Consider the following 15842-nt stretch of genomic DNA (forward strand, 5'->3'; position numbering starts at 1 on the left):
ATTGACGACATTCCATTGAAGCCGGATTCGCTTGGAACGGCGCGCTGCCTTGAATGGCGCGCGCAAAGCGCAGGAGTGCAGATGAAAAGACGCTATTTCGGGACCGACGGCATTCGCGGCCAATCCAATGTCTTCCCGATGACACCGGATCTCGCCATGCGGGTCGGCATTGCCGCCGGTACCATCTTCCGCCGCGGCAATCATCGCCATCGCGTCGTCATCGGCAAGGATACGCGTCTTTCCGGCTATATGCTCGAAAACGCCATGGTCGCGGGCTTCACAGCTGCCGGCCTCGATGCTTTCATTCTCGGCCCGATCCCGACGCCTGCGGTTGCCATGCTGACCCGCTCGCTGCGCTGCGATATCGGCGTGATGATTTCGGCTTCGCACAATCCTTACGAGGATAACGGCATCAAGCTGTTCGGTCCCGACGGCTATAAGCTGTCCGACGACATCGAGGCCGAAATCGAGGAGCTGCTCGAAAAGGACCTGAGCACGCAGCTCGCCAAGTCCGACGACATTGGCCGCGCCAAGCGCGTCGACGGCGTACATGACCGTTATATCGAACACGCCAAGCGCACCCTGCCGCGCGACGTGACGCTGCAGGGTCTACGGATTGCCATCGACTGCGCCAACGGCGCCGCCTATAAGGTGGCGCCTGCCGTGCTCTGGGAGCTCGGCGCCGACGTCGTCACCATCGGCAACGAGCCGAACGGCACCAATATCAATCTCAATTGCGGCTCCACCAGCCCGGTTGCGCTGCAGAAGAAGGTCGATGAGGTGCGTGCCGATATCGGCATCGCGCTCGATGGCGACGCGGACCGCGTCATCATCGTCGATGAGAATGGTTCGATCGTCGACGGTGACCAGCTGATGGCCGTCATTGCCGAGAGCTGGGCCGAGAGCCAGCAGCTGCGTGGCAATGGCATCGTCGCCACTGTCATGTCCAACCTCGGCCTCGAGCGCTTTCTCGACGACCGCGGCATGGCGCTCGCCCGCACGAAGGTCGGCGACCGTTATGTCGTCGAGCATATGCGCCAGCACAATTACAATGTTGGTGGCGAGCAGTCGGGCCATATCGTGCTGTCGGATTATGGCACGACGGGCGATGGCTTGGTTGCCGCACTGCAGATCCTTGCCGCCGTCAAGCGCACCGGCCGGACCGTCAGCGAGGTCTGCCGCCGCTTCGAGCCGGTGCCGCAGCTGCTGCGCAATGTCCGAATTAGCGGCGGCAAGCCGCTGGAGGATATCCAGGTGCAGAAGGCAATCGCCGATGCCGAAGCCGAGCTTGCCAAGACCGGCCGGCTTGTCATCCGCCCCTCCGGCACCGAGCCGCTGATCCGCGTCATGGCCGAGGGCGACGATCGCGCCCAGATCGAGCGCATCGTCAACGAGCTGATCGGGACGATCTCGAACGTCCGGACGGCCGCTTGATCCGGTGAGGCCACATTGGGCTCGACCCTAGGCTTGGCGACATTCATTGGGCGTTTGGGCTGATGCTTAGAGAATGAGCGAGGCACTCTCTTAAGCCCTCATCTTGAGGTGCCCCTCAGGATGAGGGCTAAGGGCATGCCGTGTGGCTGATGGGCTGGTCGGCGTGCTTTGCTTGGGAAAATCGTTCGACACTACGCTCTACGGCAGAAAATCTAGCGCAAGTATCAGCCCATCCACCCTTCATTCCTGTGACGGGCACAGGAATGAAGGGTGTAGTAAGTGCCGGCCTAATGAAGCACCCGTTGTGGTGTGTCTCTGTACGCTGACGGCGCGTTTGGCGAGAATGCCACCACACTCTCCGTCATCCCAGGCCCTGAGCCTGGGATCCATGCGACTGCTGCTGCTGGATGCGGTGTGGATGCTCGGCTCAAGGCCGAGCAGGACGGAGGGTGGGGTGGGCAGGAGAAACCCATTCACAGCGCAGACGCCCGTGTCCGCGACGCCATCCGCTAGCGAAGCCAGACAATGCCAGTCACGGCCTAAACTGACTTGGTGAGGGTGGGTGGGGCGAGCGTCCTCGCCAATGTATCACCCCTGGTGATGATCATATGCCGCGTCGCGGCTGGGCGAAGATTAAGGGAAGAGCTGGTGCGCTATCCAGCCAAGTGGTCTCGTCAGGTCGCAGCTTCGAAGACTTTTACTGCGGCAATCCCTGTTTCCTAAAGTAAATAATCGTGGTTAAGCAGCTTTTAACGTTTCCCATTCATTATCCATCCGAAGCGTATCAGTTTGGCGGCGATGTGTGCCTGCCGACGCAACGGATTTTGGAGTGGGATCCATGAAAAGAAGCTTGTCCGGCATCTTGGCGGCATTGTTGATCGCGACAAACGCCTATTCCGCGGACTTCGCCCCTGCTGAGCCGATCCCGGAGCAGCCGCCGGAAGTGACGGTCACCGAGGCAACCGGCTGGTACCTGCGCGGCGATGTCGGTTATGCCTTCACCGATCTGCGGGGCGCCCGCTATTTCCAGGGCAGCAATGCGACGGAGGTCGATTTCGACGACGCTGACCTCGACGACGCATGGACGATCGGCGGCGGTGTCGGTTACCAGATCAACAGCTACCTGCGCACCGATCTGACCTTCGATTATCTCACCCAGGCCGATTTCCGCGGCTCGACGGTCGGTCAGTGCGGCTTCCCGCTGGTGGATTGCACCTCGAGCGACCGCTCTTCGCTGACGGCCTACACGCTGCTTGCCAACGCTTATGTCGATCTCGGCACCTACGGCTATGTCACGCCTTATGTCGGCGCCGGTATCGGCGGTTCCTACGTCAAGTGGAAGAACCTGCGCAACGTCGCCTGCGCCGATGACGGCAGCTTCTGCGACGATCAGGTTACTCATGGCGGCAAGGGCAACTGGCGCTTTACTTACGCCCTCATGGCCGGCGCCTCGGTCGACGTCACCTGCAACATCAAGGCCGATGTCGGCTACCGCTACCTGCATATCGACGGCGGCAACATGTTCGGCTATGCCGATAACGGCGGCCCGGGCCGCGACAAGGGTCTGAGCGTCCACGAAGCCCGCGTCGGTGCCCGCTATCTCTTCGGCGGCTGCGCCCAGGCGAGCTACGAACCGCCGCCGGAAATCCCGCTGCAGCAGCCGGTCTACAAGTAAAGCCGAACCCTTCGCATGAAAAAGCCGCCCCGACCCGGGCGGCTTTTTTCATATCCGCCACCCCGTCTGCGTCAAAATATCTACCGGTTGCGACACTTCGATCTTGACTATGACGTCTCCGATCCATACACACGGCGGCGGGACACCCTTCCCCAACGAAGGGCTTTCTATCTGAGAGGATAGCATCATGGCGAAGACCGCAAAGCCGGACATCCGTCCGCACAATACCCATTTCTCTTCTGGCCCCTGCTCGAAGCGCCCCGGTTGGTCGCTCGAAGCCCTTTCCGACGCGGCCCTTGGCCGTTCGCACCGTGCGAAGGTCGGCAAGGCCAAGCTCAAGCAGGCGATCGACCTTACCCGTGAAATTCTCGAAGTGCCGGCGGATTACCGCATCGGCATCGTTCCGGCGTCCGACACCGGTGCCGTCGAAATGGCGCTCTGGTCGCTGCTCGGCGAACGCGGCGTCGACATGCTCGCCTGGGAAAGCTTCGGCGCCGGCTGGGTCACCGATGTCGTCAAGCAGCTGAAGCTCAAGGATGTGCGCAGGCTCGAAGCCGGTTACGGCGAGCTTCCCGATCTCTCCGCCGTCGATTTCGATCGCGACGTCGTCTTCACCTGGAACGGCACGACTTCGGGTGTGCGCGTGCCGAACGGCGATTTCATTCCCGCCGACCGTAAGGGCCTGACGATCTGCGATGCCACGTCGGCGGCTTTCGCGCAGGAACTCGATTTCGCCAAGCTCGATGTCGTCACCTTCTCCTGGCAGAAGGTTCTGGGCGGCGAGGGCGCACATGGCGTCATCATTCTTTCGCCGCGCGCCGTCGAGCGCCTCACCACCTATACGCCGGCCTGGCCGCTGCCGAAGATCTTCCGCATGACCTCGGGCGGCAAGCTGACGGAAGGCATCTTCCAGGGCGAGACGATCAATACGCCGTCGATGCTCTGCGTCGAGGACTATATCGATGCGCTGCTTTGGGCCAAGGAGCTCGGCGGCCTCAGGGCGCTGATCGGGCGCGCCGATGCCAATGCCAAGGTCATTCACGATTTCGTCGCGGCAAACGACTGGATCGCCAATCTCGCCGTCAAGGCGGAAACGGCCTCCAACACCTCCGTCTGCCTGAAGATCGTCGACAAAGACATCGCGGCTCTCGACGCCGACGGCCAGGCGAATTTCGCCAAGGGCCTGGTCGGCCTCCTGGAAAAGGAAGGTGTCGCCTATGACATCGGCCATTACCGCGACGCGCCGTCGGGGCTGCGCATCTGGGCGGGTGCTACGATCGAGGCGTCCGACATGCAGAAGCTGATGCCCTGGCTTTCCTGGGCCTTCGAAACGCAGAAGGCGCAGCTCGCTCAGGCGGCAGCTTGACGTGATCGCATCCGGCTCCGCCACAGGGCGGAGCCCGCATCTCCATTCATTCATCGCTGAACACTTTTGAAGGAGGCCACAATGGCACCTCGCGTTCTCGTATCCGACGAATTGTCGGAAACCGCCGTCCAGATTTTCCGCGACCGCGGCGTCGAAGTCGATTTCGAACCGCAGCTCGGCAAGGACAAGGATCGTCTGCTCGAAGTCATTGGCAAGTATGATGGCCTTGCCATCCGTTCCGCCACCAAGGTGACGGAAAAGATCATCGAAGGGGCGAAGAACCTCAAGGTTGTCGGCCGCGCCGGCATCGGCGTCGACAATGTCGATATCCCGGCTGCCTCGCGCCGCGGCATCATCGTAATGAACACGCCCTTCGGCAACTCGATCACCACGGCAGAACACGCGATCGCGCTGATGTTTGCCGTCGCCCGCCAGCTTCCCGCAGCCGATACCTCGACGCAGGCCGGCAAGTGGGAGAAGTCGAAATTCATGGGTGTCGAGATCACCGGCAAGACGCTCGGCGTCATCGGCGCCGGCAATATCGGCTCGATCGTCTGCGCCCGCGCCATTGGCCTCAAGATGCATGTCGTCGCCTATGACCCGTTCCTTTCCAAGGAACGCGCCGAGGAAATGGGAGTCACCAAGGTCGAGCTGGACGAACTTTTCGCCCGGGCCGATTTCATCACGCTGCACGTGCCGATGACCGACAAGACGCGCGGCATCCTCAACAAGGAAGCGCTGGCAAAGACCAAGCCCGGTGTGCGCATCATCAATTGCGCCCGCGGCGGCTTGGTCGATGAAGCGGCCCTTGCAGAAGCGATCAAGTCCGGCCATGTCGCGGGTGCCGCCTTCGACGTCTTCGAGGTCGAGCCCGCCAAGGAAAGCCCGCTCTTCGGCCTTCCGAACGTCGTCTGCACGCCGCATCTCGGCGCTTCGACGACCGAAGCGCAGGAAAACGTCGCCCTGCAGGTGGCCGAACAAATGTCGGACTATCTCGTCAAGGGTGCGGTCTCCAACGCCATCAACATGCCGTCGATCACCGCGGAAGAAGCGCCGATCCTGAAACCCTTCATCCGTCTTGCCGATGTTCTCGGCGCCTTTGTCGGCCAGGTCACCGAAGAGCCGATCAAGGAAATCGAGATCCTTTATGACGGCATCACCGCCAACATGAACACGCGGGCGCTGACGAGTGCGGTGCTTGCCGGCCTCATCCGCCCGCAGGTCGCCGACGTCAACATGGTTTCGGCGCCGATCATGATCAAGGAAAAGGGCATCGTTCTCTCCGAGGTCAAGCGCGACAAGACGGGTGTCTTCGACGGCTATATCAAGCTGACGGTGACGACCGAGAGCATGACACGTTCGATCGCCGGCACGGTGTTTTCGGACGGCAAGCCGCGCTTCATCCAGATCAAGGGCATCAATCTCGATGCCGATGTCGGCTCGCACATGATCTACATCACCAATACCGACGTTCCTGGCATGATCGGCTTCATCGGCACGACGCTTGGTGGTGCCGGCGTCAACATCGCCAACTTCCAGCTCGGGCGCGACAAGCAGGGTGGCGACGCCATCGCGCTGCTCTATGTCGACGGCGAGGTGGAGGATGGCGTGCTCGAACAGCTGACGGCCCACCAGGCAATCCGCCAAGCAAAGCTGCTGACATTCAACATCGACTGAGTTTCCTCCTCCCAAGGAAACAGAGAAACCCGGCGCGGGAAACGGCGCCGGGTTTTCTGCGTCAGCAATGGGTATATTTCAGTGAGGCAAGCGCTTGCGGCGGACGATCTTGCCGAAACGGGCCCTATCGTCGTCAGCCTTGGTGCGATGAAGGAAGGCGCGCCTGCTGCCGTCGAGACCCTGGAAGAATTCGTCCCAGGAAATCTCCTCCTGCGTTTCCGAGGAAAAATCGACGCGGACGGTTTCGCTGTCGGTCGCGTCCTTGATGCGAGCGGGATGGCCGCCTCGCTCTTCGATCCAGTGTCTGATCCTGTTGTAATCCGCCGTCGTGCCGAACCTGGCCATGAAACCCTCCGCAGCATTCGATTGCGACATTGATGACAGCAGCAAACGCATGATCGAAAGAATAGTTCCATAGGGCGATAATTATTCGCTCGACGATTTCCGGTTGAGCCGGTCGGTGCTCAAGCATTCGTTATTTTGAGAACGGCGGCCGGCGCGGCATAATGCACGGGCTGGAAGGAGGATGTATATGAAACGCTATTCATTCTCGATAATCGGACTGGCGTTCATGACCGCGGTCATCGCCAATCCAGGCATCGCATTCGCCTGCAACAAGCTGATCGGCACCTGAGCCGCACCCCGCTTTAAGGCGTGGCCTCGGCCGCGCCTTTCCTTTCTCGCGGGCGAAACGATCGGCCGCCCGAAGCCGCCCCTTGCGTCCCGATACAATCCTTTCTATATCGATCGCTGATCGAAAGGCGGCCGATCCCGCCTGATACAGCAATCCGCCGCAATTGCAGCGCAAGGGCGGATGATGAGCGCGCAGAATTTGGCACCACCGTTGAACACACTGGATTTTGACAAGAAGCCGGAAGAGACCCGTGTCGTCGTCGCCATGTCGGGCGGCGTCGATTCCTCCGTCGTGGCCGGCCTTCTCAAGCAGCAGGGTTACGACGTGCTCGGCATTACGCTGCAACTTTACGATCATGGCGCCGCCGTTCACCGCGCCGGGTCCTGCTGCGCCGGCCAGGATATCGACGATGCCCGCCGCGTCTGCGAAACGCTCGGCATTCCGCATTATGTGCTCGATTACGAGAAGCGCTTTCGCGAGACGGTGATCAATCCCTTCGCCGAAAGCTATGTGGCAGGCGAAACGCCGATTCCCTGCGTCTCCTGCAACCAGACCGTCAAGTTTGCCGATCTCCTGGCAACGGCCAAGGAACTCGGCGCCGATGCGCTGGCAACCGGCCATTATATCCGTTCGCGGCCGAACCCTTCGCCCGAACATCCCGGCGGCCGCGCGCTGTTCCGTCCGGCCGACGCCGACCGCGACCAGAGCTATTTCCTGTTCGCCACGACTCAGCAGCAGATCGACTATCTGCGCTTTCCGCTCGGCGGCCTGCCGAAGGCCGAGACCCGCCGCCTTGCCGAAGAGATGGGCCTCGTCGTCGCCAAGAAGGCCGACAGCCAGGATATCTGCTTCGTGCCGCAGGGCAAATATTCCGATATCATCACCAAGCTGAAGCCGAATGCGGCGCTCGCCGGTGAGATCGTCCATCTCGACGGCCGCGTGCTTGGAAGCCATGAAGGCATCCTGCACTTCACCATCGGCCAGCGCCGCGGCATTGGCATCGCCACCGGCGAACCGCTCTACGTCGTCTATCTCGATGCCCGCTCGCGCCGCGTCATCGTCGGGCCGAAGGAGGCTCTGGAAACCCACCGCGTCTATCTGCGCGACGTCAACTGGCTGGGCGACGAAACGCTTGCGGAGGCCGCTTCCGGCGGCGGTTTTGCCTGCTACGCCAAAGTCCGATCGACACGGGCACCGGCACCCGCCGTGCTGCATGTCGATGCCACAGGCACCTATGTCGACCTGACGGTCGGCGAGGCCGGCATTGCTCCCGGCCAGGCTTGCGCGCTTTATTCCGCACCCGGCGACGACGCCCGCGTCTTCGGCGGCGGTTTCATCGAGCGTTCCGAGCGTGAACCCTCGGCCGAGGCCTCGCTCAAGGCCCTCTTGGCCAGCCCCGTCGCCGCCTGAAATCGATAGGAGAGGGCGGGTGGCCAAGCCCCAGCGTTTTTCTCCATCATGCGCTTGACACAAAGCCGAAGCGCACCTTATAAGCCGCTCATCCCACGAGCCCGCAGCGCTTCGCGAGCAGGTATCGTTTGACCAGTGGCGGAGTAGCTCAGTAGGTCAGAGCAGAGGAATCATAATCCTTGTGTCGGGGGTTCAAATCCCTCCTCCGCTACCACACGTTTTTCTTCAAACACTTCTCAAGTGTGGGCTGATGGCCGCGCCTTTCGATGGCTTGGGCCGTACTCCTGCTTAGGAACTCCCTTGGGTAGCACGGTGCCGAAGTCTTGAGCCATATCGCTACCGCCGGAAGTTCATTCAGTCGGTTTCTCATTCATGTCGAAGACCGCCGCATTGTCCTGGATTTCACGGAGGCCCTTATAGGATGCATGGCGCAAACTGCCGTCATCGGTCCATCCGCGAAACTCGATCTCCGCAATCAATGTCGGCTGGGCGAAGACCAGGTTCTTGCCCTTGAGTGCTACAGCCGGCCGCTTGGTTCTGATCTTATCGAGTGACATGCGCAGGTACGCCGCATCCCTGGCATTAAACCCGGTTCCAACCGAGCCGACATAGACCCAGTCACGCTCCTTGCGCACTGCAAGAAGCAGGCTGCCGATCCCACCGCGCGCAACGGTCGACTGCTCGTAGCCGACGATCATGAAGCTTTCGCTCTGGACACATTTGATCTTCAGCCAGTCGCCGGTGCGGCCGGAGCGATAGGGCTGATCCCGATGCTTGGCGATGATGCCCTCGATCCCCATCGAGCAGGCATTCGCCAGAAGCTCGGCGCCATCGCCAAAGACTTCGTCCGACAGCCGAATTGCGCCGGTGACGCCATCGAGAAAATCTTCCAGCAGGTGGCGGCGGACTGAGAGTTCCGTTCCCGTCAGATCATGGCCGTCAAAATAGAGAAGGTCGAACGCCATGAACACGGACTCCGTCGACGCGCGTTTCCCACCCCGTCCACCGAGCGAGCGCTGCAGGGCGCCAAAATCCGAATGCCCTCCTTGTCGAGCACGACCGCTTCGCCATCAAGGATGGCGGTTCCGACGCCGAGCTTCCTCGCCGCCTCGGCGATCGTCGGAAACCGGTGCGTCCAATCGTGGCCGCCGCGGGTGATGATCCGCACGCCTTTGGGTTCGAGGTGAATGGCAAGTCGATAGCCGTCCCATTTCACCTCAAATGCCCAATCCGGTCCATTGGGCGGCACCTTCTTCAGCAGCGCCAGGCATGGCTCCACTCGATCGGGCATCGGGTCGAACGGGAGATGAGGCTGTGTGGGATCGCGCGGCCGCGCCGGCTTCGACTTGAGAAGGTGCGCGTCCTGGAGCAACGGTTTGGCACGACGGGTCATCTGCCGGTCCGCTTTTCAGCTGCAACCGATTTCTTCAAAGCATCCATGATGTTGACCACGTTGGTCGGCGGAGCCGACGGCGCAGATTTGCCCTTGGATTTGGCAGGTTTCTTGAGGCTCTTCTTTTTGGCGGCGATGATCTCAAGCAGGCGCTCCTGTACCGGGTCGGCCACCATCTTCGGGCTCCAGTCCTTCGTCTGCTTTTTGATCAATTGCTGGACGAGCGGCATCATGTCGGAATCGGCGTTTTCGTCGCCGACTGCCTCGAAATAGCTGTCTTCATCGCGGACCTCGTCGCCGTAGCGCAGCGTCCACAGGACGATACCTTTGCCGCGCGGCTCGAGCATGACGGCGCGCTCGCGTCGCGAGATCACCAGGCGGGAAATCCCCACCATATTCTGGGCCTCCATCGCGTCACGGATGACGGAGAAGGCTTCCTGCCCGACCGGATCATTCGGCGAGAGATAATAAGGCGTGTCGAGCCAGATCCAATCGATGCTTTCGCGGGGCGTGAAGGTAGAGATATCAATCGTTTTGGTGCTTTCGAGAGCAACGTTCTCGAGCTCTTCGTCCTCGAGAATGACGTACTCGTTCTCTCCGCGCTGATAGCCTTTAACCTCGTCCTCTTCCTTGACCTCCTTGCCGGTAACGGAATCGACGTAGTGGCTGACGACGCGGTTCTGGGTCTGGCGATTGAGCGTGTGGAAGCGGACCTTCTCGCTTTCGGAGGTGGCCGGCATCATCTGTACCGGGCAAGTGACGAGCGAGAGCTTGAGATAGCCTCGCCAATAGGGACGTAGAGCCATGACTGTGACCTCCGATCAGCCGGCCCGGCGCCTCGGTGCCGAAGCCTGATTCGTTTTCGCGGCAGGCTTGGCTGCCTTCTGACGGCCAGCACCTCTGTTGGCGTTCGCCGCCGTCCGCTTCGGCTTCGATTCCTTCGTGCCGAGACCGGCGCTCTCGCGCAAGGCCTGCAGCAAGTCGCTCGGCTTGGAGGCGGCCGGCGCTTTCCGCTTCGGCAGCGTGCGGCCCTCGATCTTCGCCTTGACCAGCTCGGCGACTGCAGCCTCATAGCGGTCATCGAAGGTGCTGGCGTCGAAGCTGCCCTTCTTGGTGCCGATGATATGTTCGGCGAGTTGGAGCATTTCGCCTTCGATCTTCAGGTCTGGCATTTCTTCAAACGCCTTTTCGGACGAGCGGACCTCGTAGTCGAAGTTCAGGGTCGAGGCGATCAGGCCCTTGCCATGCGCCCGGATGAGAACGGTGCGCAGCCGACGAAAGAGCACGGTCTTGGCAACTGCCGCGACCCCTTCCTTCTTCATGCCATCCCGCAGGAGCAGAAAGGCATCCGTGCCGATCTTGTCGGGGGCGAGATAATAGGGCTTGTCAAAGTAGGTGGTGTCGATCTGCGAACAGGGAATGAAGGCCTCGATCTTCAATGTCTTGTCGCTCTCAGGGATCGCTGCCGCAACCTCGTCGGGCTCAAGCACGACATATTGGCCGTTCTCAACCTCATAGCCTTTGACCTGGTCGTCGCGCTCGACCGGATCCCCGGTCTCGCTGTCGATGAATTCGCGTTTGACCCGGTTTCCGGTTTTACGATTAAGGGTGTTGAAAGCGATGCGTTCCGACGAGGAGGCCGCCGTATAGAGCGCCACCGGGCAGGACACCTCCCCGAATCTGATATAGCCCTTCCAATTCGCTCTCGGACCCGCCATGGCTTGGGATGCTCCCGACACAACTCAAGCGATTCAAGTGATTCGGCGGCGAATCGTTCCGAGCGAAACGAATCATTTTTCAACGACTTAGCAAGCCGCTCATGCTCGCTTTCCGAGTCCTCATTAGCGCCCTGATTCCAATGCGTCTTTTTTTGGCGGCGCGAGATTCAGAAGCGAACAACTTCGAGGTGAGAGCAGGTTTGTCTGGGCGGATCTCAATGCAACATGACGTTAGGGCCCAGGCTTTGCGGGCTCTTCTAAGATCTTCACCGGTCGATCCCATTGGATGAGAACGACGCAGCCGGTATCGCTCCAGACCGAATGTTCGGTGCCAGGCGCATTGACGATGTAGCTGCCGGGGCCGTAGTTGCCGGCTTCATCGGATTGTACGCCATCCAGAACCAGGATCGTTTCCAGCCCTGAATGCCGGTGGCGCGGAACGCTGGCGCCGGCCCCGTATTTCAGGAGCGCCACGCCCGGCTGGTCGCCTTCGAAGGGGCGGATCCAATGGATGGTCACGTCGTCGCGAAAGGGGCCGAATTCCAGTTCCTTCCAGCCGCCTGACGTCAGCAGTTCGCGGGTTGTTTCAGGCATGGGTGATGCTTTCCAAAATGTCGTCGACATGGGCGGTCCAGCCGACGATCGCTCCCTGGGCGCGGATCATGGCGATTGTTGCCGCCTTGAATTCGGGGAAATAGCTTTCCGTCGCCTCCTCAGCGAGAAGGCACTCATAGCCGCGGTCGTTCGCCTCGCGCATGGTCGTCTGTACGCAGACCTCCGTCGTCACGCCGGCAAAGACAAGCTGCTTGATGCCCTTCTGCTGCAGTATCTCTCCGAGGCCGGTGGCATAGAAGGCGCCCTTGCCGGGCTTTTCGATGATCACTTCGCCGTTGATCGGAGCAAGCTCCGGAAGGATCGCCGTTCCCGGCTCCCCCCTTATGAGGATGCGGCCCATGGGGCCTTCGTCTCCGATCCTGAGCACGGGATTGCCCCGGTTGCGTTTCGCCGGGGGCAGATCCGAAAGATCGGGCCGGTGGCATTCCATCGTATGGATGACCGGCAGGCCGGCATAGCGGAAGCCCTGAATGAGGCGTCTGACATCAGGCACGATCCTGCCGATGCGGCTGACGTCGTTGCCGAGGCTTGCGCCGAAGCCGCCGGGCTCGGCGAAATCGCGCTGCATATCGATGACGATAAGGGCGAGCTGATCGTACTTCACCGGGAAAGCGAAGGGTTCTGCCTTGATCGCGGCCATCAATGATGCCCCGCCATGTGGGCGCCGATCACGGCGATATCGGCCGCACGCGCCGGTGTCTCGTAGACCAGCCGGCCTTCGGAAATGACCATGATGCGGTCGGACATCTCAAGCAGTTCGTCGAGGTCTTCGGACAGCAGCAGGACTGCCGTGCCGGAATTGCGGGCCTTCATGATGCGGGCCCGGATTTCGGCGACAGCCGAGAAGTCGAGGCCGAAACAGGGATTCGAGACGATCAGCAGGTCCACCTTGCCGGTCAGTTCGCGGGCGAGCACGGCGCGCTGCACGTTGCCGCCTGAAAGTGCCGCGATCGGCGAGGATGAGGAGGCAGTCTTCACCTTGAAGTCCGAAATCAGCGCCGCCGCCCGCTTTTTCATCTTGCCCTTGTTCAGCCAGATAGCATCCTTGCCGTCCGCCTTCAGGTCGAAGGTCCGGAAGGCGAGGTTTTCGCTGACCGTCATGCGCGGGGCGCAGGCGTTCTGCAGCGGCTCCTCGGGGATGAAGCGGACATTGTTTCTGCGGGTCTCGGGGCGCGTCGCGCCATAGGTCTTGCCATTGACGCTCACGCGGCCGCTGTCGGCCGGCCGCTGACCGGCGAGGATTTCTGTCAGCTCTTTCTGACCGTTGCCCGAAATGCCGGCAATGCCGACGATCTCGCCGGAGCGGATCATGAGATTGTCGATCGCGATGGTCTTGAGGCCAGAGCGGTCCGGCGCCTTGACCTGCTCCACCGCAAGGACGGGCCTGGCGTTTTCGGAGACGGGAACGCGGCTGTCGAGCTCTGCAAGCTTCACGTCGCCGATCATCATGGCGGCCATCTCCGATGTCGAGAGGTCGCCGACCTTGCCGGTGCCAACCAGCCTGCCGCGTCGCAAGACCGAGACGGCATCGGCGAACTTCGTCACCTCGTGGAACTTGTGCGAAATCATCAGCACGGTCAGTTCGCCGCGCTCGGTCATTCCCCGGATGAGACCGAGCATCTCATCGGCTTCGGCAGGGGTCAGAACCGAGGTCGGTTCGTCGAGAACGAGAAAGGAGCGGCCGAGATAGAGCTGCTTGAGGATCTCCAGCTTCTGCTTCTCGCCGGCGGCAAGCTCGCTCACCGGCCGGTCCAGCGGGATCCTGAACGGCATGCGCTCCATGAAGGCGGCAAGGTCCTTCCGCTCCTTGACCCAGTTGATGATGGCCGGCACTTCTGCACGGCTGATCACGAGGTTTTCAGCGCCCGTCAGCGACGGCACGAGCGTGAAGTGCTGATAGACCATGCCGAGACCATAGAGGGAGGCGTCCTTGGGGGAGGCGATGGCTACTTCGTGGCCGTCGACGGAAAGCGCACCCGACGTGGCGTGGTAGAAGCCCATGATGCATTTGACGAGCGTCGATTTGCCGGCGCCGTTTTCGCCGAGAAGCGCATGGAAGCTGCCGGCGGGCACCTTGATCGAGACATGGTCGAGGGCCGTGAAGCTGCCGAAGCGCATCGTCATGTCGAGCGTATCGATGCCGACGGCTCTGCCGGCCTGTGGGAGAGGCGTGTCGCGGACCGTGCTCATGGCAGTTGGCTCACAAGCGTTTGCGCATTGGAGACGGAACCGAAGACGCCGCCCTGCATCTTCACCATCTTGATGGCGGCGAGATGGTTGCCGTAGTCGGTCGCGCCGCAGCAATCTTCCAGCAGCAGGCATTCGAAACCGCGGTCATTGGCCTCGCGCATCGTGGTGGAGACGCAGACATCGGTGGTGATCCCGGTCAGGATGATGTTTGCGATGCGCTTCTGGTTGAGGATCAGTTCAAGGTCGGTGGCGCAGAAGGAACCCTTGCCCGGCTTGTCGATGATCGTCTCGCCCACGATCGGATAGAGTTCGGGGATGATGTCCCATCCGGGTTCGCCGCGGGTCAGGATACGCCCGCAAGGACCCGGGTCGCCGATGCCCGCGCCGATCCGCTGCGAGCGCCAGCGTTTGTTGGCCGGCAGGTCGGCAAGATCGGGCCGATGGCCTTCGCGCGTGTGGATGATGTGATAGCCCTTGGCGCGCATGGCGGCCAGCACGCGCTTGATCGGCTCGATCGGCGCCTGGACGAGCGACAGGTCATAGCCCATGTGATCGACATAGCCGCCCTTGCCGCAGAAATCCGTCTGCATGTCGATGATGATGAGGGCGGTGTTATCAGGCCTCAGATCGCCATTATAGGGCCAGGCATAGGGGTCGGCATCGATATAATCTCCTTTGGTTTCGACCATGGCGTCCATCGTCTTCTTCTCCTATTCACCCGCGAGCTTGAATGCTTCACCGTAGCGCCGCGTCGGCTTCTCAAAGCCGCAGGACGTACCGTCCGTGACCTTCACCCGATCCTCCCAGGGAAGGTGGTATTTGCCGGCGACGAGGTCGTGCATGTAGGTATAGGGTGCGTCACCCGCGCCGCCGGAGACAGCGACATAGCCGCGATGGCCGAATTGGTAGATATTGTTTTCGACGCCCCAGCCGAGGCGTGCTTCGCGCACCAGATCGGGACGGACTTCGGCGGTGATGATCTCGTTGACGCGCCCAGAGGCGCCGTGAGCGAGGATCGTGCCGTCGAAATTGCAGACCATGCCTTCGCCCATGGAATCGAAGGTGCCGTCCGAGCCGCACATGCAGACGCTCGCCGTGACCATGAGATTGCAGAAGGCATTCGACTGGTTGGTGAATTTCCAGCTTTCACGGATTGGCGCGGTGTAACCGGCCGTGCGGATCATGATTTCCGCACCCTTGTAGGCGCATTCGCGTGCCATCTCCGGGAACATACCGTCATGGCAGATGATGAGCGCGAGCTTTGCACCCTTTGGCCCGTCGATGACCGGGATACCGGCATTGCCAGGCTCCCATGGTTCGACCGGCACCCATGGGTGCATTTTGCGATAATAAAGCTTCAGCTCGCCCTTATCGTCGATGACGATCCCGGAATTGTAGGGCATGCCCTCAGGGTTCAGCTCCATGATCGAGAAGCAACCCCATATCGCGTTCCCCTTGCAAGCCTTCTTGAAGGCTGCGACCTCCGGCCCGTCGAGCGTGCACATGATCGCGGGATTGATATCCATCGACAGGCCGTGAAGGGCATATTCAGGGAAAACAACCAGATCCATGCCGGGCTGGTTGCGTCGCGCTTTACCGACGAGATCGACGATCACCTGTGTCTGGCGGGCGAGGTCTTCTCTCGTGACGGTAACGGGAAGCTGCAATTGGACGAGGCCGATGGCGACGCCATGTTCCGATTTGTTCAATCCGCCGAGACCGTTCATGGC

General features: G+C 61.2%; 13 protein-coding genes, 1 tRNA gene and 1 pseudogene. 6 read left to right on the top strand and 9 right to left on the bottom strand.

What is annotated here, in order from left to right:
- Positions 1-81: 81 nt before the first annotated feature.
- The 4 genes from glmM to serA all read left to right on the top strand — a co-directional run bounded on the left by glmM (position 82) and on the right by serA (position 6152).
- Positions 82-1434: a phosphoglucosamine mutase gene (gene glmM / locus EFR00_RS14250; RefSeq protein ID WP_038691072.1), complete on the top strand. Its 1353-nt coding sequence runs from the start codon at positions 82-84 to the stop codon at positions 1432-1434.
- Between the two features lie 838 nt (positions 1435-2272).
- Positions 2273-3109: an outer membrane protein gene (locus EFR00_RS14260; protein ID WP_010060657.1), complete on the top strand. Its 837-nt coding sequence runs from the start codon at positions 2273-2275 to the stop codon at positions 3107-3109.
- A gap of 187 nt (positions 3110-3296) precedes the next feature.
- Entirely contained in the window at positions 3297-4475 is a 1179-nt protein-coding gene (locus EFR00_RS14265; RefSeq protein WP_077990503.1) for a phosphoserine transaminase, read from the top strand.
- Between the two features lie 81 nt (positions 4476-4556).
- Positions 4557-6152, top strand: coding sequence for a phosphoglycerate dehydrogenase (serA, locus tag EFR00_RS14270; protein WP_039622028.1), 1596 nt, complete (start codon positions 4557-4559; stop codon positions 6150-6152).
- A gap of 78 nt (positions 6153-6230) precedes the next feature.
- Here serA and EFR00_RS14275 read toward each other — a convergent pair whose 3' ends face one another.
- Complete coding sequence (locus EFR00_RS14275; RefSeq protein ID WP_039623497.1) at positions 6231-6497, bottom strand: hypothetical protein; 267 nt, start codon at positions 6495-6497, stop codon at positions 6231-6233.
- Between the two features lie 499 nt (positions 6498-6996).
- On the opposite strand from EFR00_RS14275, the gene mnmA reads away from it, so the two are divergent.
- Together mnmA and EFR00_RS14285 are read left to right on the top strand one after the other, a co-directional pair.
- Positions 6997-8196, top strand: a complete 1200-nt coding sequence (mnmA, locus tag EFR00_RS14280; RefSeq protein ID WP_077990501.1) for a tRNA 2-thiouridine(34) synthase MnmA — start codon at positions 6997-6999, stop codon at positions 8194-8196.
- Positions 8197-8333: 137 nt separating this feature from the next.
- A tRNA-Met gene (locus EFR00_RS14285) sits at positions 8334-8410 on the top strand.
- A gap of 136 nt (positions 8411-8546) precedes the next feature.
- Here the strand turns inward: EFR00_RS14285 and ligD are convergent.
- The 8 genes and pseudogenes from ligD to EFR00_RS14325 form a co-directional block, all read right to left on the bottom strand.
- Positions 8547-9589 (bottom strand): annotated as a pseudogene (gene ligD, locus EFR00_RS33895) (non-homologous end-joining DNA ligase).
- The gene (gene ku / locus EFR00_RS14295) at positions 9586-10395 is read right to left on the bottom strand and encodes a non-homologous end joining protein Ku (protein WP_077990496.1); all 810 of its coding nucleotides are present in this window, start codon (positions 10393-10395) and stop codon (positions 9586-9588) included. Before ku (EFR00_RS14295) ends, ligD begins: the two are co-directional and overlap by 4 nt.
- A 15-nt stretch (positions 10396-10410) precedes the next feature.
- Entirely contained in the window at positions 10411-11307 is an 897-nt protein-coding gene (ku, locus tag EFR00_RS14300; RefSeq protein WP_077990495.1) for a non-homologous end joining protein Ku, read from the bottom strand.
- A 231-nt stretch (positions 11308-11538) separates the two neighbouring features.
- Positions 11539-11901, bottom strand: a complete 363-nt coding sequence (locus EFR00_RS14305; protein ID WP_077990490.1) for a cupin domain-containing protein — start codon at positions 11899-11901, stop codon at positions 11539-11541.
- Positions 11894-12562 carry a cysteine hydrolase family protein gene (locus EFR00_RS14310; RefSeq protein ID WP_077990488.1) on the bottom strand — a complete coding sequence of 223 codons (669 nt, stop codon included), beginning with the start codon at positions 12560-12562 and terminating at the stop codon, positions 11894-11896. Before EFR00_RS14310 ends, EFR00_RS14305 begins: the two co-directional genes overlap by 8 nt.
- Entirely contained in the window at positions 12562-14112 is a 1551-nt protein-coding gene (locus tag EFR00_RS14315) for an ABC transporter ATP-binding protein (protein ID WP_077990486.1), read from the bottom strand. The genes EFR00_RS14310 and EFR00_RS14315 overlap by 1 nt, the downstream gene beginning before the upstream one ends.
- Positions 14109-14810, bottom strand: coding sequence for a biuret amidohydrolase (biuH, locus tag EFR00_RS14320; RefSeq protein WP_009983899.1), 702 nt, complete (start codon positions 14808-14810; stop codon positions 14109-14111). The genes EFR00_RS14315 and biuH overlap by 4 nt, the downstream gene beginning before the upstream one ends.
- A 12-nt stretch (positions 14811-14822) precedes the next feature.
- Positions 14823-15839 (bottom strand): formamidase, encoded by a 1017-nt coding sequence (locus EFR00_RS14325; RefSeq protein ID WP_077990484.1) that lies wholly within the window; start codon positions 15837-15839, stop codon positions 14823-14825.
- Positions 15840-15842 lie beyond the last annotated feature (3 nt).

It is taken from the genome of Rhizobium sophoriradicis (genome assembly GCF_003939025.1).
Taxonomy (GTDB): domain Bacteria; phylum Pseudomonadota; class Alphaproteobacteria; order Rhizobiales; family Rhizobiaceae; genus Rhizobium; species Rhizobium sophoriradicis.